This window comes from Bradyrhizobium sp. Kon10, assembly GCF_055807395.1.
The window spans coordinates 11,187-30,684 of record NZ_JBVVOZ010000016.1 but is presented as its reverse complement, the minus strand read 5'-3'; the positions used below and the strand labels follow the sequence as shown (position 1 = coordinate 30,684).

Sequence of the window (19,498 nt, the reverse complement as noted above, 5' to 3'; positions counted from 1 at the left end):
CAAGCTCCGCCGATTAGCGGCGGGCGAGCCCGACCTTACTACGGGAGCAGGACGCGGGGCAGCGGTTCGAGCCGTAGCCGCTGACCGAGGCTACTGATTGGACGGTGTCATTCCGCTGCCGGTCGGGAAGTTGCTGGCTTTCAGTGCCATCCCGCTGACCCGGAAGCGGACGTTACCCGTCAGATAAAGGTAGTCGGAGGTTGTGCTGCCGACCGTACGGACTTCGACATAGGTGAGGGTCATGGAGCCTGCTGTCGGGGTAACCTGGGTAATTTCGACATAGCGGGCGCCGGGGAAAAGCTTCTGGTCTAAGCCATAGAATATCCGTTCGCGCTCCGACCAGAGCACGAAATGTCCGCCGGCCTTTTGGTCGACGGCTTCATACTGGGTCCGGATAATTTGCGGGTATTCGATCTGGGCGGCCGTTGCCGAGTGGATCCCAAACCAGATCAACAGAGCCAGAAAAACGGTGCTGCGAACCACGGTGCTAAAATCCTCGCACGCTAAAGCATGGAGCTTGCCCGTGAATTCGCTTTCTTGCAATCGGCAAAGCTATAAACTCGGGCGGAACTGAAGAAGCAATTGCACCCAGCCAATGCTCGTCATTATGCCCTCTGTCTGGAGTTGTCCGTTTGCGACCTATTCAGCGTGACCATTCGCCGGCTTCCGCAAGGAGGTTTGCGTCTCGAACGATCACCATCGCCGGCGGGCTCGCCCTTTGTCTGGCCTGTTGGCACCCCTGTCTTGCTCAAACAGAACCGGAATCTTCGCTCAACGACTATCTTCCATCAAAAGAGCCCGAACTGACGCGCGACGAATGGCGGCAGCGGATCGAGGATGCACGGCGACGCGCCAACGAGGTCGCGCGTGAGCGCCACGAACATCCCGAGCTCTATGTGGCGGTTCCGGAAGATCCCGATCTCGTCGCAACCGAGCGCCTGCTCAACGACCAAGGCCTGCAGCGAGGCGACATCATCTCGACCAAGAAGGGGATGTTCGTCTACCAAGGACAACCGGATCAGCCGCGTCGCCAGCAGGATTTCGTGCCTGTCGCCCCGAAAGCGGCGCGTTGAGAAGTCACGGCAAACCAATTCGCGTCCGAACGTCAATAGCGCCGCAGGATCTGGTTGAACTTGGGATCGGCCGCCTGCGTGGCCTCCAGCAGCAGCGACCTTCCTTGCGGCGTCGCCTGCACATAGGCCGCGATCAGAAGTTGTTCGTAGCGAGAACGGTTGGCAAGTGCCGAGCGGATGTCCGATTGCGCCAGGAGCTTGATGTCCTCGTCGCTTGCGGCCGCGCTCGAAGTCACGGTTTGGATCCTAGCGAAAGCAACCGGCATCGGTACGGCCCCGGTCAAGTAAGACATTTTCACCGCGGCTGTCACGGGGGCGCCGGACTCAGCTTTCAGCCTGCCGAGGGTGAGCCATAGCGCCGGCCGGATTGGGGATACCTTCAGCGCCGCGACGACGCTAGTTTGGGCAGCCTCGTTCTCGATAGCCCTGCTGTTCGCCTCGGCTGAGGGACGGTGCAGAAAGTCCGCGGCTTTGGCTGCCGCGAAGTTCGCGAGCAGGTCGCCATCGAATGAATACGGCGCCAGAACGCCCGATGAAGCCACATTGACCTTCTCGGGCGGAATCTCGCCCAAGAACAAATCGCTCGCCCGAAAATCCGACCGCGTCAGATCGCCGTAAAATCCCAATCCTGCATAGAGCAGCAGCATCACTGCGATGCAAACGCCAACGACGCGAAGCAAGATCATGTGGTTCATGATTGAATTCGGAATACTCGTGAAGCGGACCTATGAAGGCCGGCCGACAATCCTGCGACGGACTAAATCGCAAGCAGACTATCGCCTTGGATCGTCAGGAGCGTCAAGTTACCGGTCGCATAGGCGCCGGTGTCGATATTGATGCGGTTTGGTCGGATGTCGGGGGCGCTCACAGGCGTATGGCCGTGAACGATATACTTGCCAAAACGCCGCTCGGATTCGAGAAATTCCTCGCGGATCCAAAGCAGATCCTCGTCCTTTTGTCGGTCGAGGGCTACACCCGGCTTGACGCCGGCGTGGACAAAGAAGAAGTCACCGCAGGTGAAGGACGAGCGCAACTGCTGAAGGAAGGCGAGATGTTCGGGCGGGATCGCGCGTCTCAATTCCTCGATCAGTTCGATCTGTTGCTCCGCGGTAGGGTTCATGCTCGGCGCGATGCCGTACGAGACCAGCGTCAGGAGCCCGCCATAGTGGCGCCATTCCTGAAGGCGTCCCGGATCGTTGAGGACCTCGAGAAGGAAGACTTCGTGATTGCCCTTGAGGCATACCGTCTCGTGCGACTTCGAGCGTTCGATCAGGATATCAAGCACGGCGCGTGAGTCCGGGCCGCGGTCGACATAGTCACCGAGAAAGACCTGGATGGCCCGTTCGGGAGCCGAGCGAGCGAGGTCAGCGTCGATGACGGTTAAGAGAGACTGAAGCAAGTCGGCGCGGCCATGCACATCGCCGATGCAATAGATCCTCACGCCGTCGGGAAGCCGAGGCTTAACATTCTTACGGAAGCGTTTGGAAAGGCCCATCAGCTGGTCGAATCGCGTCTGGCGTCGTCAATGGACATCATGATCGCTCATAGCAGAACAAGTTACACATCGGTATTCCTAATTGTTTCCGAACGACTTGCCCCCGTTTTGACTAAAGGGCCACTGCTCATTTGAGCCGCATTTCAAGAGGTCTCGCGTAGCGTTTTCCCAACAAGAACGGGGAGCGCGAGATGCGCAGATTTGTAAAGTTCCTGGCGGCCGTGGCCGCTGTCGTGATGGCTGCGGGAGCGCAGCAGAGCGCCGAGGCCGCCTTCGTTGGCGCGCCGCTCGGCCTGAGGGGCGCCATCCAATATATCAAGTTCGACCAGCCGACCTTGGCGCCGATGGCGTTCACGATCTTTTGCCTGAAATACGAGGGCGAGTGTAAGCCGCGGCCGCAGCACATCGTGTTCCGGGGCGGTCGTCTGAAGCTCACGGCCGAACGTATGGCCCAGCTTCAGGAGGTCAATCAGCGGGTCAACGCTGCAATCCAACCCGAGCCCAATCTGGAAGGGCTGCGCGGGGAGAAATGGCTGCTGCATCCTGCCAGCGGCGATTGCAACGATTACGCCGTGACAAAACGTCACGACCTGATCGCCAAGGGCTTCCCGGCGCGCTCGGTGTTGCTCAGCGAGGTCGTCACGACCTGGGGTGAGCATCATCTCGTGGTCGTGGTGCGCACGTTCTCCGGCGATCTCGTGCTGGATAATCTCACCGGGCACATCCTGCCCTGGTCGAAGAAGTCCTATCGCTGGGTTCGCATCCAGATGCCCAAGAACCCGAACTACTGGGCTTCACTCGGCGGGGATCGCAACGTTTGATGACGGGCACTCTATCGTGAGGACTGGCTGACGCTTTGCGACAATCCCAGTCCCACGATCACGGCAAGGCAAAGGATGACGGCCGGGCGCAGCAGCCCTGGACCGGCGAAGCTCTGAATCAGGGCAAAGACAACGCAGGCAGCGGCCGCCGAGGCAAAGAACGAGTCGCGTCCGCGCCTCAGTGAGCCGAAGAACAGGCGCACTATGGCCATCACGCCCAATCCCAGCCCCGCAGCCAGGCCAATCCATCCCATACCGGCAAAGATGGCTATCGCTGCCGAGGGTGGGGTCAATACCGCACCGGAGTCGCTCTGATAGATCCTGGCTACGGCCGAAAAGGTCCCTGCGCCTGCTCCGAACCATCGCGTGTCGGCCAACATACGTTCGAGCGCGGCTCTGGTTTCAGCCCCGACATCCGGGACCAGCCGCAAAAGCAGCGGACCGGAACTCTGTTCGAAGAGGAAAGTCAGGACAATCGCTGTCCCCGCCATCGCGGCAACCGATAGTGCGCTTGCCGCCAATGGCGATAGGTCCAGCCGGCGAATGATCAGGATCAACACGAGCAGCACGATCCCAAAGGCCGCGGCGACGGCGCTGTTCGTGCCGGACAAGCCGAAAATGGCAACCGCGCTTGCCAGGGCCCCCACCAGACCACAGAGACCGATCGCAATCGAGCGGACCAGCGAGTGGCGTGTCTCCGCCCGCTCGGCGGCCAGCTGCATGACGGCCAAATTGAGCATGATACCGAGACCGGCCATGGTTGTGCCAAGCCCGGACGGCACGGCCGCTCCAAAGGCGGACGACAACCCATGCAGATCCAACGTCAAGGCGGAGGCCGCCGTTACTCCGCTCAGGACAAACAGCACCAACTCGGCCCGGCTGCGATCACGGACCACAACGATCGTCACTCCGAGCAACGAGAGCGCTGCAAGCGCTTGAAACAGCGCATTCAGCGTCAAACCAAGATCCGCCGTAATCGGCCCCAGCGAGAGGCCGCCGAGAGCGTCGTGGCTGCTCGCCCAGATCGGATGCGCCCAGCCGAACCAGACCGGCGCAAGCTGGGCCGCGATGCAAACGGGAATGAGGATCAAAATCCACCGGCCCCATGAGGTGGCGCGCAGATAATGCTCGTAATCGGCCTTGCGTGCGCTGAAGGTGGCTCCCAACAGGCTCAGCGCCGCAGCCGTCATCCCGAGCTGCGCGCCGAACTTGGCGCCAGCAATTTCGAGAACGGAGGCGGAAACGATGGAAACGATGAGGGCAAAATAAGCGAAGGACAAACGGCGCGCCTGGAAGGAATCCTGAAACGGTCAGGTCACCATACAAGCCGCAGGTTGGTTTTCAACAGAGGTCTGCGAGCAACAAGCGCAGAACCTCAATCCAAGAAAGCTTTGCCCAGCGATTCTCAGAAGCCTTCTTGATTTCTTCGGCCAGGGAGACCAGCGGCCAGAGATCAGCGGGCGGTCTTCAGCGGTCGGGCAAACACGCGGGCGGCACGACTGGCGGCGAGGGCAAAGCGGGCGGCTGAGCCAAAGAGATAGCCGGCCTGCAGAGCAATCGCTACGAACGCCGCAGCCTTCAGACCTTCGAGGAAGCCGAGGCTTGTCATCAAGCCGACCGGGAGCACGGTGAGCACCAAAAAGAAGGTCACCGGCAGGAGCATCAGGACGCGAAAGCGTTGGCCCAAGACGGCGCCTGCGAGAAAGCTAAAAATCAAAAGCTCGGTCATCCGAAACACTCCGTGCTCCGGACCTTAGGTTCCGCACTCTAAAAAGACCCTTAAGTCGTATGGCTAAATTTTGTCTACTGGCCGCAATTGGCCAGCAGGGAATTATAGGCCTCGCGAAGCCCGTTCAGGGCCACCACGCCTTTGATTTCGCTGTCACTTTCCTTGACGAGGACGGACAGCGAGGGCGTCGTCTGCCAGTTTCCCGCAGCGAAGGCGGAGACCTCGTCAGGCAGGAGGACCGCAGCGCCTGCTGCCGCCATGCTGGCCTCGAACGTTAGGGAACCCCCGGTCGCGGAGGTGATCGTAACCTTGGGGTGGCTCCTGGGCGGGAACGGGCGGATCAGGGCTACCAGCACGTCGACCTTGCCCTTGGGAGCGCACCGGACGATCAGGCCGGCGAAATCGGGATCGGATTGCATCGTCTCGGCCGTCTTGGTGATGGCGGCGAAGCTCTCCCCCTCCTTGAGACCTTGGGTCCGGCTGAACTTCCAGATCGAGGATGGACTTGCGACCTGAAGCACGCAGGCCGCTCGGGATGCCATCGCGCTCGTACAGCTGCCCCCTGGCGGAATGGGGGAGGCGGCGGAGAGAAGCCCAAGCGAGGCAACAGCCAATATTAACACGTCGCAAGTCCATCAAATGGGTGGCGGTCGCCCGCTTAATAGCAGAACCGCAGAGCGTGCAGGAGCTGAGCGCTGCGCTCGGTGGGGCACCTTGCACGAGAAAACGGCAACAGCATTACCTTAAATAGTCACAAAAGGTTAATGCCGGTTCCGATGCGTGGCTTGCACGCAACAGTCGTGGACTCATTGGGCCGTTAACCATTCGTTCGGGTCGGGAACCCTTGTCGCACTGCCCGCTAGGCCGTACCAATTTGGGCTAATTGGGGACTAAAGGGGCGATTCATGCATACCTTTGCGAAGAGTTATTTGTTTAAGCCGGCGTTTTTGGCCGTCGCTTTGGCGCTGGGAGCGTGCTCGACCAATCCAGGTTCCGGCCCGCTGACCGAGGATGTTAACAACAAGATCCAGACCGACAATGCGCCGGCTTACGAGCTGGTGCCGCTCAATCCTGCCACAGTGAACATCCTGCGCACGCACGAGCCCAAGGGCCTCGCGGGTGCATTCACCGATAAGCGGCCTCCCGCCAGCATCGTGTTCGGGATCGGCGACGTGGTCGCCGTCACCATCTTCGAAGCTGCAGCAGGCGGTCTGTTCATCCCGGCGGAAGCCGGCGTGCGCCCCGGCAACTTCGTCACCATGCCTGACCAGTCCGTGGACAATGACGGTTTCATCACCGTGCCCTATGCTGGCCAGATCAAGGCGGCGGGCCGAACGGCGGTCGAGATCCAGCGGTCCATCATCGAAAAGATCGGCAACCGCGCCATCGAGCCGCAGGCGATTGTCGCGATGTCCTCGCAGCGGACCCAGCTCATCAGCGTGCTTGGCGAAGTCAATTCGCCGGCGCGTTATCCCGCGAGCGCCGCGGGTGCGAAGGACAAGGTGCTCGACGCGATCACGCGGGCGGGCGGCATCAAGGGCCAGGGCTTCGAGACCTGGGTCATGCTGGAGCGTGGCGGGCGCCGCGCCACCGTGCCGTTCGAGAATCTCGTGATGGCTCCGGAGAACAATATCTATGTTCGCCCGGACGATAGCATCTACGTCTATCGCGAACAGCAGAAGTTCCTGGCGTTCGGTGCGAGCGGCCAAAGCGGCGAGTTCAACTTCGATGCTTGGCGCATCAACCTCGGCGAAGCCGTTGGCAAGGCTGGCGGTCTGCTCGATGGCCAAGCCAATCCGGCGGCCGTCTATCTCTACCGCCGCGAGCCGCGTGACGTGGCTGCCCAGCTCGGCATCGACGTCAGCAAGTACACCACCGAGACCATCCCGGTCATCTTCAACGTGAACCTCCGCGATCCGGGTGGCTTCTTCCTCGCGACCAAGGTCATGATGAAGAACCAGGACATCATCTATGTCTCGAACTCGACCAACGTCGAAGTGGCCAAGTTCCTGAACTACATGCGAGTGATCATGGCGACCGGCAGCGATGCCGTGAACCTCGGCAACGATGCCCTGATCTTCCGCAACAACATCAAGCTGGCGCCGTAAGCTAAGGCCTGCTTGATCTGCACAAACGATGGCACCGGGGCTTTGTCCCGGTGCCATTTTCGTTTAGAGACCGGACGCAAATGTTTTCGGCTATGGATCAAGGCACCACTGAGCAAGGCGCGCCGGTGATCGGTCACCGCCCAGTGTTGTGAGGCCTCATGCGGTTTGGGCGGCAAGTCCTCTGGTGTTTTCTGGCCAATGTTCTCGCGGGAGCTATGCTTCTCGGGGAGGCTGCCGGGCAAACGCAGCAGCTCGGAGTTCGCCATCGGATCGATGTGGTAGTCTCCGCCGAACCCGATGCGCCGATCTTGCAGCACCTGCGTGGGGCCAAGGGCGAGCTCTCCTTTACGGTCCGGCTGTCGGCGAATTCCAAGGAAACCAAGTTCTTCGGGATGCTGCACCCGTCATTTCCGGATATCGTTGTTCCCGATAGATCAGACAAGCCGCTGGTCCAGCAGACCAAGCTCTGGGAGGAGGAGCTTTGCCATCAGCGCCGCGGGCTGCCGAAGGTAACGGTCACCCAGCTTGTCGGGCATTTCGGCGACGGGGAGGGGCGGATCGAGATCTCCGCCATCAACCGTCACATCGGTCTTCTGGTGCCGCCCGATGAGTTAACCCCTGGAATAAAGCTCGATCAGGGGAGTGATAATATTGGACTGTTCTACGGCTTCCGGGCGCAGACCCGTAACAGTCGCTTGAATGTGGATCTGAAGATCTATCCGATCAATTGCTTCTTGTAGAAGCTAGAGCAAAGGCCGGCTTAACCAACGATGCGCCTTCGGCTTCCCCATATAGGCTGGTCGTGGAGCCTTCCCGCCACGTTCATCCTCTATTTCGTCGTTGCCGGCGCGCCGTTTCCGTTCGGCTCGACCAACGACCTCTCGATCGCGTTCTGGTGCCTTTGCCTTGGGTTTGCGTTGATCTTCGCGCCGACGCGAGACTTGCGAAAGCCGCACCTCTGGATGATCGCCGGCATCGGTGTCATCGTCGCGGGTTACGCCTTTGTCCTGCACGAGCAGCTGTCGGATCATCCCTGGATTGCGCCGTTCAACCCGATCTGGAAGCAGGCGTCCGACCTCCTGGGCGTTCCGATTGCGCCCTCAGCCTCAATCGTGAAGAACGAGGCGTTCTTCGCGCTGGGGGCGCCGCTTGCGAACATTCTTGCGATCCTGCTCGGGATCACCGTCGGCGCCGAGCGCGAGCGCGCTCGACGCATGCTTTGGGTCATCGCCATCTCCGGCGCGCTTTACGCGCTTTATGGCGTGCTCTCTTTCCTGATCGAGCCCACCATGATCCTGTGGCGGGACAAGACCGCCTATATGGGCAGCGTCACCGGCACCTTCATCAACCGCAACACCGCGGCGGCGTATTTCGGCTCGTGCGCGGTGATTTGGATACTCTTGATCCTGGAGGACGTCCGCCGCCGCCTGCCTGAGCGCCACATCGAATGGAAGCGGCTGTCGCTCGACGTTCGTGCGATCCCGCCGCGCGAGATCCTGCCGCAACTCGGAGCACTGCTCATCTGTCTGATGGCGATGTTCATGACCGGCTCGCGCGCTGGCGTCAGCCTGTCGCTGCTCGCCATGATCCTCTCCTTCACATTGTTCATGAGGAAGGATCTGCCGCAGCGGACCGGCATCTGGATATCGCTTGGCTCCGGCGTGGTGGTGGCCGTTGGCCTGATGCAGCTGCTCGGCGGCCGCGTCTCGAGCCGCTTCGACAGCAACGGGCTGGTCGACGAGGGCCGCATCGAGGCCTGGAAATCGACGCTTCACATCATCGCGGACAACCCGTGGTTCGGCACCGGCATGGGGACGTTCCAATGGGCGTTCCCACCCTACCGCAGCCCCAACATCTCGATTCGCGGCATTTGGGATATCGCGCACTCGACGCCGCTCGAGCTCGCCTCCGACGTCGGCATCCCCATGGCGCTTTTGGTGGCGACCGCCTGGGTCGTGATGTTCGTCATCCTCGCGCGTGGCGTGTTCGCCCGGCGCCGCGACGTCATCATTCCGCTGGCGGCGGCGGCCACCGCGAGCCTGTCGCTGCTGCATTCGTGCCTGGATTTCACGCTCCAGATCCCCGGCTATTCCATTCCGTTCTTTGCGCTTTTCGGCGCGGGGCTGGCGCAATCGTTCCGCTCGGGCGAGGCGCAGCCGGGGGTTGCGGTGAAGGCGGCGCGGCAGGCCGAAGCGGCCCCGGGCGAGAGGGCCAGGCCGGCGCGGCGGCGCGAGCCTGCGGTTCATAAAACTGTCCAATTTTGAAGCAGTTAGCTTGTTTACGAAGTTTTTAGGATAGATGGACAGCAGCTTCTTCTTACGCTAACTTCTGCGCTGCACTGTCATTTGCCCGGGCTATTTGCGAGCACGACGGCGGGCGTTGATATTTTGGAGGTATGTTATGGGCGTTCTCAAGTTTGCGCTTCGTCTGGCCACCGCCGCGGCCTTTGCCGTGACGATTTCAAGCGCCGCCAGCGCAGCCATTTACCCGCCGCAGCGTCAGCTGCCGCCGCAAGTCATTTCGGATTTCAAGACCACACCGGGCAGCCTGTTGCAGCAATATCCGGGCGGTGCGCAGCTGATCTCGCGCGTGCGCGATCTCGGCGCCTCTGATCCCACCACGGTTCCGGCCCTGATCGGGCTTCTCAAGGATCCCGCGACGACCAAGGACCAGATGCGCGCGATCGTGGCCGGCCTCGCCCAGATCGCCCGCATGGCCGCGACCGCCGACCAGGCGTTCGCCAACGAGATTCAGGCCGCGATTGCCGCCACCAACAACCCCGACGTGATCGCAGCCTATCAGGCGGCGACAGGTGACGTGCAGATCGCCGCGACCGGCGGTGGCGCGGGCGGCGGCACCGGCGCAGGTGGCCCGACCGGAACGGGTGGCTTTGCGTTTGGCGGTAATGGCGGCGGTGCCACGACGTTCGGCGGCTTGCACTCCGCCAACAGCGGCTCCGGTACCGGCAGCGGCTCCGTGGGCGGCACGACCAGCACCGGCCGCGTCAGCACGCGCTGACCGTATTTGACCGTAGTTCAAAGGCCTCCTGGCGGCCTCATTCGCGATCTAGTCAAGGCGGCGCTTTATCGCGCCGTTTTGCATTTCGGGCGTTAAGCTTCACATCAATTGGCACGGGCTTGGCGCATTGCGCTGCATCAACACAGTTCTGGTTGCGATGAGGCCGTGCTATTATGGCGTGCGGCGTCGCCCTGATGCGAGCGCATCGCGACCGCTGAGCCCGCGCTGCCGGACCTCCAATCCTTCAGTTTAACGGATTGCTTTTGGGAATTGCCCGATGCTGCAAGTGAACAAGCCGACTTCGGAGATCAATCGCGAACATTTCGGCGACGGCTCTCCGGGCCAGACGCTCACTTCCTACGTCGAGATTATCAGGCGGCAATTCCCGACCATCGTCGCGATCGTCTCGGCCTGCGTGATCCTGGCGCTGCTCTATCTCTTCACCGCCGCACCGCAGTTCACCTCCACCGCATCGATGGTGATCGACACCCGCAAGGTGCAGCTGTTCCAGCAGCAATCGGTGCTCGGCGACATCGCGGTCGATTCCGCGACGGTCGAGACTCAGGTCGAGATCCTGAAATCCGAGAATATCAGCCTCGCCGTGATCCGGGACCTGCACCTGATCGATGATCCTGAATTCACCGGGGCGGGCGGCGGCGTCATCGGTGCGGTGCTCGGCTTCATCAGTAGCCTGTTCTCCGAACAGCATGCGTCATCCGAATTCGAGCAAACCCGCAAGGCTCTCGGACTGTTCGAGAAAAACCGCACCATCAAGCGGCTCGGTCTCACCTATGTGATGGAGATCGGCTACACCTCGAAAGACCCGAATAAGGCAGCTAAAATCGCCAACGCCATCGCCGACGCCTACATTGTCGACCAGCTCGAGGCGAAGTACCAGGCGACCCGCCGCGCCAGCGTCTGGCTGCAGGACCGCATCAAGGAACTGCGCACCCAGGCCTCCGCCGCGCAGAGGGCGGTGGTCGATTTCAAGCAGGCCAACAACATCGTCGACACCGGCGGCCGGCTGATGAACGAGCAGCAGCTCGCCGAGGTCAACAGCCAGCTGATTATGGCGCATGCGGCCACCGCCGAGGCCAAGGCGCGGCTCGACCGCATGAACGACATCCAGAAGCAGGACGTCCCGGACGCCAATGTCGCCGACGCGCTGAAGAACGACACGATCGTCAAGCTGCGCGGCCAATATGTCGACATGGCCTCCAAGGAATCGATCTGGTCGATGAAATACGGCCCGGATCATCTGGCCGCGGTCAACCTGCGGCGGCAGATGGCGGAGATCAAGAAGAACATCCAGGACGAGCTGAAGCGCATCCAGGAATCCTACAAGAGCGACTACGACATCGCGGTGACGCGCGAGGAGAGCATCAAGTCGAGCCTCGCCAATGTCGTCTCGGAATCGCAGCTCACCAACCAGGCGCAGGTGCAGCTGACTGAGCTGCAGAGCAATGCGCAGAGCTACCAGGCGATGTACGACAATTTCCTCCAGCGCTACATGGAAAGCGTGCAGCAGCAATCGTTCCCGATCACGGAGGCGCGGGTGATCAGCGCCGCGACGGCGCCTCTCAAGAAGAGCTCTCCGAAGACGCTGATCGTCTTGGTGGCGGGCTTGCTCGGCGGCTTGATGCTGGCCTTCGGCGCTGCGCTGGCGCGCGAGCTCACCGACAAGGTGTTCCGCACCACCGGCCAGGTCGAGGAAATTCTGGGCGCGAACTGCATCGCGATCCTGCCCGCGCTCGGCGCGGCCGCTTCCGGACCGGGGCTCGGCGAAAAGATGCTGGGGAGCAAGCTCGCCAGGAAGGGCAATCCGGAGCCTGATCTCCTGCGCTATGTCGTCGACAACCCGCTGTCGCGCTTCGCGGAAGCCGTGCGCTCGGTGAAGGTGGCGATCGACCTCAATTCCATCGTGCGTGAGAACCGCGTGCTGGCGACCACCTCGACCCTGCCGAATGAGGGCAAGAGCACGCTCTCGACCAACCTCGCCCAGCTCATGGCGCATGGCGGCGCGCGCGTCATCCTGGTCGATGCCGATTTGCGCAATCCCTCACTGTCACGCGCCCTGGTGCCCGACGCGAAGATCGGCCTGGTCGATGTCGTCGGCCAGAAGGTCCAGCTTGAGCACGCGCTGTTCGTCGATCCCGAGACCAAGCTGTCGATCCTGCCGGCGGGCACCACTTCGAAGCTGCTGCACACCAACGAGATCCTCGCCTCCAAGGCGATGCACGCGCTGGTGACCGAGCTGCGCTCGAGATTCGATTACGTCGTGCTGGACATGCCGCCCATGGCGCCGGTGGTGGACGTGCGCGTCACCTCATCCTTCGTCGATTCCTACGTGTTCGTGGTGGAGTGGGGAAGGACCAACATCGACGTGGTCAGGCACAATCTGCGCGGGGCGCCGGAGATCCATGACAAGCTGCTCGGCGTGGTGCTGAACAAAGCTGACACCAAGGCGCTTGCGCGCTACGAGTCATATCATGGTCGTTATTACTACCAAAAATACTATGCCCGATATGGGTATGTGGAGTAACAGACCGAGGGGTGGTGCGCACGCAGTGCTGCGCAGTGTGCTACTCACGAGCGGATTCGCGAGCGGGCTGTGGTCGGCTATCGTCCTGCCGTCGTTCTGGCGTACGATACCGGCGAGCGATGCCGCCACGCGAATCATGGCCGACGATCGGTTTAGGCCAGGTGCTCTCGTGCACGTTTTGGACAAGATCGATGCCAAAGCAGCTGCAGTACTCTCGCAATCGGAGATCGTGCGCGCTAAAGCCCTTGTGCAGCTGCGGCTTGCAGAAGACGCGATGGCGCGCAAGAACTCGGCAGAGGCGGATCGCAGCGTATCAGATGCCTTAAAGGACATCAGGCTGGCGCTAGCGTTAAGCCCCAGAGATTCATTTCTGTGGTTGATGCTCTATTCGGCTGAAACGGCACGTAGCGGTTTCGAGGTTCAATTAATCCGCTTTCTCGATCGGTCCTACGCAGAGGGGCCGCACGAGGGTTGGATATCGCTGCGCCGCAACCGGATGGCGCTAGGGGTTTTCCCGATGTTGAGTCCAGCCCTGCGCTCTGCGGTGGTCTCAGAGTTTGAAGAGATGGTCGATTCTGATTTCATAGAAGACGCGGCACTGAATCTGGAGAGTGCGGGGTGGCAACACCGTGAGCAACTGCTCGCCGCGCTTGGCTCGGCCGATATTGTTTCAAGACAGAGCCTGTATAAACGACTTGTCGCGGATGGGCTCAAGTTGCCTATACCCGGGATCGCGACGGACGAGAGACCTTGGAGATAGTGAGTATGCAGTGCGGTCGATTATGCGGAGGAGTGTTTGGTGCTGCGCTTGCAGTCCTGCCGGCTCCAGCGCCAGCGCAAACCACCACAACTCCGAACGTGTCAAAGTTTATGATGCAAGGACAAGCCGAGCAATCCAACGCACCGATTCGAGATGCACTCGGCCGCCCGTGTCTCGACGTGGAAGCTGCTGCTCGTCCACAGGTCGTAAATCCAGCTATGGTGGATCATGTTGTTAGCATTAAGAACAACTGTCCGAGGACAATCAAGGTCAAGGCTTGCTACTACAAATCGGACCGATGCAATGAGGTCACGTTAGAGGGATACAAGCGAGTCGATACAATTTTGGGTACCATGCGAAACGTGAGTTTCTTTCGGTATTCCATCCAGCAAAGATAGGCGTCATCATCTCGAGCACAGCGTTCGAAAAGCTCTCGCGAGAATGGTATAATGGAGACGCTCTTGCCTGAATTCGGTACAGAGGTGACGAATGTACCCCTTGCGTCCGCGATGCGCTCAGACCAGCTTCACGGTATGCGCGCGAGTAACGCCGTTGCTTTTGTGATCGGTAGAGTTTCGATACTTATCCCATCGTATATCCGCGCGCAGGACCTGCGCACTACGTTGTATCGCACGATAGACCAATGCTACGTCGATAAAGAAATCGTAGTGGTCGATGATGGTACACCAGACTCTGCAATCCGCGATACTGTAAGGGAATTCCCAGGGGTTATTTATCTGCGTACGCCTAAGAATTTAGGGCTTATTGGAGCGCGCAATTATGGAGCGGCGCATTGCACTGGCGAATTCATTCTCAATCTCGATGATGATAGCTGGTTGGAGGACGATAACGGTCTCGAGCTTATCATTGCGTTCATGCGGGAGCATCCGAGCACCGGGGTCGCTGCCTTAAACATTCGGCTGGCTGATCATGGATATCTCTGGCCACTCGAATCGAATTCGATCCGCGTTCGAACGTACAAGGGCTGCGGGAATGTTTATCGCCGCGAGGCGATCACCGCGACAGGTGACTATATTAGCGAGTTCTATCGCCAGGGTGAGGAGGTGGAGCGATCGCTGCGGCTTATGGACGCTGGGTTCGAAATCCGCAGTGCACCGGCAATACGTGTTTTCCACTCGCAATCCCCCATCAATCGGAGCCAAGGTCGTCATCTCGCGTTCGAAGCAGCAAATTACCTGCGCAAGGAGCTAATCAGAGCGCCCCTCTGGCTGCTACCGGTCGGCTGCGCGCGGGCCCTACGTTTTGCCGTTCGTCACCGAAAGGATATAGACCTTAAGCTGTATCTGTCAGAAGTATTCGGAAAGCGTGTGCCGCTTCTAGCATTCGTTCGGCGCTATCGGGCCCCGGTCAGCACGTCAACCTACTTCGCGGCGCTAACGCTCGGAAACAAAGGGTAATTTAATGTCTACCGAGGACGTGTTGGCGGCGCCACGTGCTGCGGTCGATAGGAAGGATCGCGGCGTAGCTGGGACTTGGGCGGTTCCTCTCTTATGCGCATTGTTTGTATTTTCTTGGGCTGTCGAACCCGAACTCCTCGGCGGCGCCGCCGACGTAGTGCCGCCGGTCCGCTGGGTCATCATTGTTCTCATGTGCCTTGCGACGCCGTTCGTACCAATGCGCGGCATTGGTCGTGGCTGGTCGATTGCGTTCTTTCTTGGCGCGCTCGGCCTCACCATGCTTTCAAATGGTGCTGTTGACGTTTCTTTCTCTATATTTGCGAGGATCCTAGGCGCAGGGATTCTCGCGATTTTCGCCGGTACGCTGGCGCTTTCTGACCGAACAAGGATCGCTCGGATAATTCTCTTTACCAGCGCCGCGGTCGTCATTGGGTCACTTGCGTTAGGCTTTGTTGCGCCCGAGCGTGCCTTTCGTTTGATTGGGCTTCAGCGGGAACGACTCTATGGATTGACGCCGCATCCGGCGATCTTGGGCTATTTTGCTAGCTTGGTTGCAACAGTATTCGGATCCGCAGCTCTCTTCAGTAAGCGCCGCGTAATCCTGCGCTTACGCGATGGTATCATTGCCGCAGTTGGTGCGATGGTAATTTACATGGCCGACTCGCGGACTGGCGAAATCGCTTTTCCTCTTTCTCTCCTCTGCGAATTTGGAATCATCCGACTCATTTACTCGGGTATTTTGCGGCGCTCTATTGTGTGGCCGTGGATGTTATTTGCGAGTGCCGTGCTCGCTTCCACCATACTTCCTATCGCCATAGCTACTGACCTCATGCCAATTTCGGTCAGAGAAGACCAGTATTCTGGCTCTACGATGGGCCGTATAGAAATCTGGAAATTAGGTTTGTCAGATTTCGATAGCAATATGATAGTTGGCAATGGGCTTGGAACGACGTTCGCGACTGAGGACCTTAGCGCGGACAAGAGTCTTCTATTCTACTACCATTCTGTCCTGATCAACTACCTTGCGAAATCTGGAATCATAGGAGCTCTAGGAGTTATTGCGGTGTTATTGAGCGCACCTTATGCCTGCTTGGCTGCGGCGCGACGTCTCTCCCGACAGCGATTTCCAGACCGAAATGAGTTGGCTCTGCTCAATTTCGCAGTAGCAGCCTGCACCGTGACCGTCGCTTTCGCTTCTGTGGAGGCGGCGCTCCAAAATCTATACCCTTCGTTTCTCGTCTTCTTTCTTGCAATCACGCTCCCATCACGCGCCTTGGCTTGACCACTAAATATGATCCCCGCGTCATTGGTAACCTATGTAGTCCTGACAGTGCTGGCTCGCGCTCTTAGCTTCGTCAGCATTTTGCTTTTCGCTCACGCGATGAACTCTGCCGATTTTGGTTTATACGCATTTCTTCAGACCTCCACTAATCTGATTGTGCTTTTTACGACCTTAAACTCACCTACGCCAATTGCCGTGGTTCTTGCGCGCGGCGGGGGGCATCGCTTGCAGCTCGAAAATTCAATATTAAGCGCCGTTCTGTTGGGGGCGGTTTCATTTGCGATGGTGGTCGCATTAGGTTGCTTCTATTTTGCGTTTCCTCAGATGTCGCTTGGTTTTGGTGGGTTGGCTTGGTTTCTTGTGTTTACAGGCATGAGTAGCTTGCAGTTGCTAAGCGGGGCTGCATTGATAGCTCGCGGTGAACGGTTCAGGAGTGCGCTTGGCGCGCTTTTAAGCGCCGCGACGCTGTGCGTGACCCTTGCGATAGCGCAGAGCGTGTCGCTAACCGAAGCATTACGGCTTGCGGCGCTTTCCGTTTCAACAGGTGGAATCCTCTCGGTATCGATGCTGCTTGGTGGTGGCCTGCACCGAGATGTTAGGCACGTCCACGACTCCTTCGTCGGATTTCTTAAGCGCAATGGAAGCAGCATCTTCTTGTTCTCGCTGCTCTCCTTTTGCGCCTCGCTGTCATTCCAGTTCGGTCTTTGGTTTCTGCAGCGACAACTCCTTATCCGCGGAGGCGCTGTCGAAGGAGCCGTTTTTGCGCTGGGTAACCAATTCTATAACGTAGTGATATTTCTGCCGGGGATATTCGGCCCTTTGCTCCTGCGCCGCCTAAGCGCAGCTACTCGAGAGTACGACCAGCTCCGCGAGACAATGCGCGCGGGGGTGATGGCATTCTGTGTGAGCGTGCTGGGCGTCGTGGTCTTCATAGAAGTCGGTCCGTTCATAGTCTTATTGTTGCCCAGCAAGTATCAAGTTGGCATACAACCATTGACCCTTGCGGTGGTTGCAGGAGCGGCCATGTTCGCGAAAGCTCCCTTTTCGGTGTTTTTCCAGGCGCGGATATCAGCGCCGCCAGAGCTATTTGCATCGCTTGTTGCAGCGGTCGTTCTAGTCGCAGGAGCATGCATTCCCCTCGTGGTGATGAACGCAACCACATCGCTGTGGTTACGTGCTGCGGCCCACTTCGTGCTTTTCGCGATTGTGCTCTCGTTGTTCATTGTTCGGTGGCACCAGTCCGCCCGAAGAACTATGGTTGCGGCCCATGACTAGCAGCGGCCCCCCTTTTTCAATCAGCGTGGTCATTCCGGCATACAATGCAGGGCCGTACCTTGCTGCGACGCTGCGGTCCGTCCTATCGCAAGGTACCAATGGCATAGAAGTCATTTTGGTTGATGGTAATAGCACCGACAATACACTTGCTGTGGCGGCCGCGTTCCCAAGCTTGCCTATAAGAGTAATTTCTGAGCCCGACCAGGGGCAACTCGATGCGTTGCAAAAAGGCCTTCGTATGGCGCGCAGCGATATTGTCTTGTGGCTAAACGCTGATGACATTGTGATGCCAGGCGCCTTCTCAGAGGTAAGAGCAGTCTTTGCCAAATGCGACGTCGACTTCGTTTACTCGGATGACGTCGCATTCGACGAGGGGAATCGAGGCTACTACTATGGGCCGCCCATAAGCGGCCTGTCAGATCTCGACCATTTTCTATTCTATAGGCAGATGTGTTCGGAGTGCGTTTATTGGAAGCGCTCGATAAGCCGCTATCTCCCGCGCGAAGCGTACAATCTAAGAGTTTACACCGATTATGCTTTCTTTCTGCGCCTACGCTGGGGGCGACGCGGATATTGGGTAAGTAAACGCCTCGGCGCATTTCGAATTCGGGAGAGCCAAGCCTCCGCGCAATTCAAATCGCGCAAGCGAGGTGAATACCTTTCGGTGAAGAAGATGCACCGTGAATTTCTTGGGATGTCTAATCCTGTATTCGTCGTCGGGCGCATGATCTATTGGCCTTGGTTCGCCATCCGTCAGCAATTGAGACCTCAACTGCAACGCGGTGCAAGGCGTCTCTTGCGTTTCGTAACCAAAGACAAGAAGCGTTCTCAAGAGGCGGAGTTCTTTTTTTCTGAATGGCTTCTCCCTCAGGGAAGTAAAGGCCCGAGCAATGAAAAGCAGTCTTAATTCATTCCTCTGCATCATTGCAGTCGCAGCAGCTGCTCCAGCGATGGCCGAAGTGCCTTCTCCCTGCCGAGCAGTGGGTTACGAACTGAAAACATTCGATAGCGACTTCAGTAAGGGCAATCAGAGCTTCGATGAAGATGACTCCTATCGGCCGGGGTACCGATGGTACCGCTGGAATTGGTTCAATGTCAGAGCCAACCAGCAGCTCTCGCAAACACACTCAGATGGTAGCATCTCGGCTCAAGGCGACTTCAGTGGCCATCTTGTCTCAGCCGCAATGTCGCCCAAACCGCCCGGCTTCGTTGGTACAGCCTTTGGCGGTGGCGCTTGTATACAGGTGAAGCTTAGGTTCGATCCGACTCGGCGCTCGGCAAATGGTGCACACCCCTCATTCTGGGCTATGTCCAAGGAGCATCTCGACGGAAGTGGTGATGATCGTTGGCCGGGGCAGAACGCTGGATTTACGCACTTTGCCGAGTGGGACATACTTGAGTACTACAAAGTGTCGCCGCCCGGCTTTCTCAGCAGTTGGATCGACTGGTTTGGGCCGTATCTTGCAAGTGGCGATCTAAGAGTGGGAACTCAAATTTGCCACCGTCCGTTTTGTAAGCGCGCCGGATCCTTTACACTAAAACCGGAAGTATTTCCGGCTGAGACCGATTGGAACGAATGGCAGATCGTCACTGGAGTTTGGACACCGGCAACTGCAGGTCGCCCCGGCTGTATTCAGACATTCTTTAACGGTACGCCCGTTGCTCCGTCGCATTGCTGGAGGAGTTACTTAGCGCCACGAGAAAGGATGGAGGATTACCTCGATTTCTCGGTGATCGATCGCCATCATATGATCTTAGTAATCAGCAGCGGTGACAATCCTGTCTTCGTGCGTTCCGTGCAAGTGTACCAACAGAGCGCACGCGATAATCTCTCAAACTGATCCTATGCCCTGCATCGTTTTCATCTAGGCGGCCGGGCCTTCTGGTCGAACCTGTCAAGTGTCCATCTAACCAGTGTTGCTCATGCTAAAAGTTGCCATCGTGTATCATATGTGGCCACACTATCGCCGAGCAGTC

The 19,498-nt window shown here is 58.9% G+C and carries 19 protein-coding genes; 12 read left to right on the top strand and 7 right to left on the bottom strand.

The window, feature by feature from the left end; translation table 11 throughout:
• Window positions 1-90: 90 nt before the first annotated feature.
• The 4 genes from AC0L2O_RS22030 to AC0L2O_RS22015 all read right to left on the bottom strand — a co-directional run bounded on the left by AC0L2O_RS22030 (window position 91) and on the right by AC0L2O_RS22015 (window position 2,568).
• Window positions 91-483: a hypothetical protein gene (locus AC0L2O_RS22030; protein ID WP_473371168.1), complete on the bottom strand. Its 393-nt coding sequence runs from the start codon at window positions 481-483 to the stop codon at window positions 91-93.
• 305 nt (window positions 484-788) lie between these two features.
• Window positions 789-1,109 (bottom strand): hypothetical protein, encoded by a 321-nt coding sequence (locus AC0L2O_RS22025; protein ID WP_473371167.1) that lies wholly within the window; start codon window positions 1,107-1,109, stop codon window positions 789-791.
• Entirely contained in the window at window positions 1,106-1,720 is a 615-nt protein-coding gene (locus tag AC0L2O_RS22020) for a hypothetical protein (RefSeq protein ID WP_473371260.1), read from the bottom strand. The genes AC0L2O_RS22025 and AC0L2O_RS22020 overlap by 4 nt, the downstream gene beginning before the upstream one ends.
• 110 nt (window positions 1,721-1,830) lie before the next feature.
• A complete protein-coding gene (locus AC0L2O_RS22015; protein WP_473371166.1) occupies window positions 1,831-2,568 on the bottom strand; it encodes a metallophosphoesterase family protein in 738 nt (245 codons plus the stop codon).
• A gap of 191 nt (window positions 2,569-2,759) precedes the next feature.
• On the opposite strand from AC0L2O_RS22015, the gene AC0L2O_RS22010 reads away from it, so the two are divergent.
• A complete protein-coding gene (locus AC0L2O_RS22010; protein ID WP_473371165.1) occupies window positions 2,760-3,389 on the top strand; it encodes a transglutaminase-like cysteine peptidase in 630 nt (209 codons plus the stop codon).
• An 11-nt stretch (window positions 3,390-3,400) separates the two neighbouring features.
• Here AC0L2O_RS22010 and AC0L2O_RS22005 read toward each other — a convergent pair whose 3' ends face one another.
• From AC0L2O_RS22005 to AC0L2O_RS21995, 3 genes are all read right to left on the bottom strand, one after another.
• Entirely contained in the window at window positions 3,401-4,669 is a 1,269-nt protein-coding gene (locus AC0L2O_RS22005; protein ID WP_473371164.1) for a hypothetical protein, read from the bottom strand.
• Between the two features lie 173 nt (window positions 4,670-4,842).
• Window positions 4,843-5,118, bottom strand: a complete 276-nt coding sequence (locus tag AC0L2O_RS22000) for a hypothetical protein (protein WP_473371163.1) — start codon at window positions 5,116-5,118, stop codon at window positions 4,843-4,845.
• Window positions 5,119-5,192: 74 nt separating this feature from the next.
• Window positions 5,193-5,660, bottom strand: coding sequence for a hypothetical protein (locus AC0L2O_RS21995; RefSeq protein ID WP_473371162.1), 468 nt, complete (start codon window positions 5,658-5,660; stop codon window positions 5,193-5,195).
• Between the two features lie 363 nt (window positions 5,661-6,023).
• Here AC0L2O_RS21995 and AC0L2O_RS21990 point away from each other — a divergent pair, with 363 nt between their 5' ends.
• The 11 genes from AC0L2O_RS21990 to AC0L2O_RS21940 all read left to right on the top strand — a co-directional run bounded on the left by AC0L2O_RS21990 (window position 6,024) and on the right by AC0L2O_RS21940 (window position 19,362).
• A complete protein-coding gene (locus AC0L2O_RS21990; RefSeq protein WP_473371161.1) occupies window positions 6,024-7,226 on the top strand; it encodes a polysaccharide biosynthesis/export family protein in 1,203 nt (400 codons plus the stop codon).
• A 158-nt stretch (window positions 7,227-7,384) separates the two neighbouring features.
• Window positions 7,385-7,966 (top strand): hypothetical protein, encoded by a 582-nt coding sequence (locus AC0L2O_RS21985; RefSeq protein WP_473371160.1) that lies wholly within the window; start codon window positions 7,385-7,387, stop codon window positions 7,964-7,966.
• Between the two features lie 30 nt (window positions 7,967-7,996).
• Window positions 7,997-9,490, top strand: coding sequence for an O-antigen ligase family protein (locus tag AC0L2O_RS21980; RefSeq protein WP_473371159.1), 1,494 nt, complete (start codon window positions 7,997-7,999; stop codon window positions 9,488-9,490).
• A gap of 136 nt (window positions 9,491-9,626) precedes the next feature.
• Complete coding sequence (locus AC0L2O_RS21975) at window positions 9,627-10,244, top strand: hypothetical protein (RefSeq protein WP_473371158.1); 618 nt, start codon at window positions 9,627-9,629, stop codon at window positions 10,242-10,244.
• A gap of 277 nt (window positions 10,245-10,521) precedes the next feature.
• A complete protein-coding gene (locus tag AC0L2O_RS21970; RefSeq protein ID WP_473371157.1) occupies window positions 10,522-12,786 on the top strand; it encodes a polysaccharide biosynthesis tyrosine autokinase in 2,265 nt (754 codons plus the stop codon).
• Window positions 12,734-13,546, top strand: a complete 813-nt coding sequence (locus tag AC0L2O_RS21965; RefSeq protein WP_473371156.1) for a hypothetical protein — start codon at window positions 12,734-12,736, stop codon at window positions 13,544-13,546. The genes AC0L2O_RS21970 and AC0L2O_RS21965 overlap by 53 nt, the downstream gene beginning before the upstream one ends.
• Window positions 13,547-13,995: 449 nt before the next feature.
• Window positions 13,996-14,964 (top strand): glycosyltransferase family 2 protein, encoded by a 969-nt coding sequence (locus AC0L2O_RS21960; RefSeq protein WP_473371155.1) that lies wholly within the window; start codon window positions 13,996-13,998, stop codon window positions 14,962-14,964.
• 4 nt (window positions 14,965-14,968) lie between these two features.
• Window positions 14,969-16,246 carry an O-antigen ligase family protein gene (locus AC0L2O_RS21955; RefSeq protein WP_473371154.1) on the top strand — a complete coding sequence of 426 codons (1,278 nt, stop codon included), beginning with the start codon at window positions 14,969-14,971 and terminating at the stop codon, window positions 16,244-16,246.
• A gap of 9 nt (window positions 16,247-16,255) precedes the next feature.
• Entirely contained in the window at window positions 16,256-17,521 is a 1,266-nt protein-coding gene (locus tag AC0L2O_RS21950) for a polysaccharide biosynthesis protein (protein WP_473371153.1), read from the top strand.
• Window positions 17,514-18,428, top strand: coding sequence for a glycosyltransferase (locus tag AC0L2O_RS21945; RefSeq protein WP_473371152.1), 915 nt, complete (start codon window positions 17,514-17,516; stop codon window positions 18,426-18,428). Before AC0L2O_RS21950 ends, AC0L2O_RS21945 begins: the two co-directional genes overlap by 8 nt.
• Window positions 18,412-19,362: a hypothetical protein gene (locus AC0L2O_RS21940; protein ID WP_473371151.1), complete on the top strand. Its 951-nt coding sequence runs from the start codon at window positions 18,412-18,414 to the stop codon at window positions 19,360-19,362. The genes AC0L2O_RS21945 and AC0L2O_RS21940 overlap by 17 nt, the downstream gene beginning before the upstream one ends.
• Window positions 19,363-19,498 lie beyond the last annotated feature (136 nt).

What these genes read in the sequence shown, in the direction of transcription:
- AC0L2O_RS22020 (WP_473371260.1), bottom strand. Translation starts at nt 1,720, where the DNA reads ATGCTGCTGCTCTATGCAGGATTGGGATTTTACGGCGATCTGACGCGG.
- AC0L2O_RS22015 (WP_473371166.1), bottom strand. Translation starts at nt 2,568, where the DNA reads ATGGGCCTTTCCAAACGCTTCCGTAAGAATGTTAAGCCTCGGCTTCCC.
- AC0L2O_RS22010 (WP_473371165.1), top strand. Translation starts at nt 2,760, where the DNA reads ATGCGCAGATTTGTAAAGTTCCTGGCGGCCGTGGCCGCTGTCGTGATG.
- AC0L2O_RS22000 (WP_473371163.1), bottom strand. Translation starts at nt 5,118, where the DNA reads ATGACCGAGCTTTTGATTTTTAGCTTTCTCGCAGGCGCCGTCTTGGGC.
- AC0L2O_RS21995 (WP_473371162.1), bottom strand. Translation starts at nt 5,660, where the DNA reads ATGGCATCCCGAGCGGCCTGCGTGCTTCAGGTCGCAAGTCCATCCTCG.
- AC0L2O_RS21990 (WP_473371161.1), top strand. Translation starts at nt 6,024, where the DNA reads ATGCATACCTTTGCGAAGAGTTATTTGTTTAAGCCGGCGTTTTTGGCC.
- AC0L2O_RS21985 (WP_473371160.1), top strand. Translation starts at nt 7,385, where the DNA reads ATGCGGTTTGGGCGGCAAGTCCTCTGGTGTTTTCTGGCCAATGTTCTC.
- AC0L2O_RS21980 (WP_473371159.1), top strand. Translation starts at nt 7,997, where the DNA reads ATGCGCCTTCGGCTTCCCCATATAGGCTGGTCGTGGAGCCTTCCCGCC.
- AC0L2O_RS21975 (WP_473371158.1), top strand. Translation starts at nt 9,627, where the DNA reads ATGGGCGTTCTCAAGTTTGCGCTTCGTCTGGCCACCGCCGCGGCCTTT.
- AC0L2O_RS21970 (WP_473371157.1), top strand. Translation starts at nt 10,522, where the DNA reads ATGCTGCAAGTGAACAAGCCGACTTCGGAGATCAATCGCGAACATTTC.
- AC0L2O_RS21965 (WP_473371156.1), top strand. Translation starts at nt 12,734, where the DNA reads ATGGTCGTTATTACTACCAAAAATACTATGCCCGATATGGGTATGTGG.
- AC0L2O_RS21960 (WP_473371155.1), top strand. Translation starts at nt 13,996, where the DNA reads ATGGAGACGCTCTTGCCTGAATTCGGTACAGAGGTGACGAATGTACCC.
- AC0L2O_RS21955 (WP_473371154.1), top strand. Translation starts at nt 14,969, where the DNA reads ATGTCTACCGAGGACGTGTTGGCGGCGCCACGTGCTGCGGTCGATAGG.
- AC0L2O_RS21950 (WP_473371153.1), top strand. Translation starts at nt 16,256, where the DNA reads ATGATCCCCGCGTCATTGGTAACCTATGTAGTCCTGACAGTGCTGGCT.
- AC0L2O_RS21945 (WP_473371152.1), top strand. Translation starts at nt 17,514, where the DNA reads ATGACTAGCAGCGGCCCCCCTTTTTCAATCAGCGTGGTCATTCCGGCA.
- AC0L2O_RS21940 (WP_473371151.1), top strand. Translation starts at nt 18,412, where the DNA reads ATGAAAAGCAGTCTTAATTCATTCCTCTGCATCATTGCAGTCGCAGCA.